This window comes from Nocardia noduli (assembly GCF_019038455.1).
Classification (GTDB): Bacteria; Actinomycetota; Actinomycetes; order Mycobacteriales; family Mycobacteriaceae; genus Nocardia; species Nocardia noduli.
Genome location: NZ_JAFMPL010000290.1, coordinates 1 through 428, shown reverse-complemented (window position 1 = coordinate 428; position 428 = coordinate 1). Strand labels below are relative to the sequence as shown.

Genomic DNA, 428 nt, shown 5'->3' with positions numbered 1-428 from the left:
ACTACGCGCTGAAGAACAAGCTGATCGATTGATCTGCCCCCGGGGCGCCGCGGGCACCCCGGGGGCAGATCAATCGATCAGCTTGTTCTTCAGCGCGTAGTAGGTCAGGTCGCTGTTGGACGACAGCGCCATCTTCTCCATGAGCCGCGTGCGGTACGTGCTCACGGTCTTCACGCTGAGGGACAGCGACTTGGCGATGTCGCCCGCGGTCTCGCCCTTGGCCAGCTTCAGGAACACCTGGAACTCGCGTTCGGAGAGCTGTTCGTGCGGCGGCGCGTCGTCCTTGCGGTTGAGCTGCTGCGCGAGCAGATCGGCCACGGCGGGCGTGAGGTAGCGGCGGCCCAGCGAGATGGTGCGGATCGCCTCCACGATCTCCTTGGGGTCGCATTCCTTGTTGAGGTAGCCGCTCGCACCCTGGCGGATGAGGT

1 protein-coding gene is annotated in these 428 nt (G+C 65.0%); it reads right to left on the bottom strand.

The genetic code is table 11. From position 1 onward, the window contains the following. Window positions 1–69 precede the first annotated feature (69 nt). The coding region (locus JZ792_RS43750) for a response regulator transcription factor (RefSeq protein ID WP_216918454.1) at window positions 70–428 on the bottom strand (359 nt) is incomplete at its 5' end.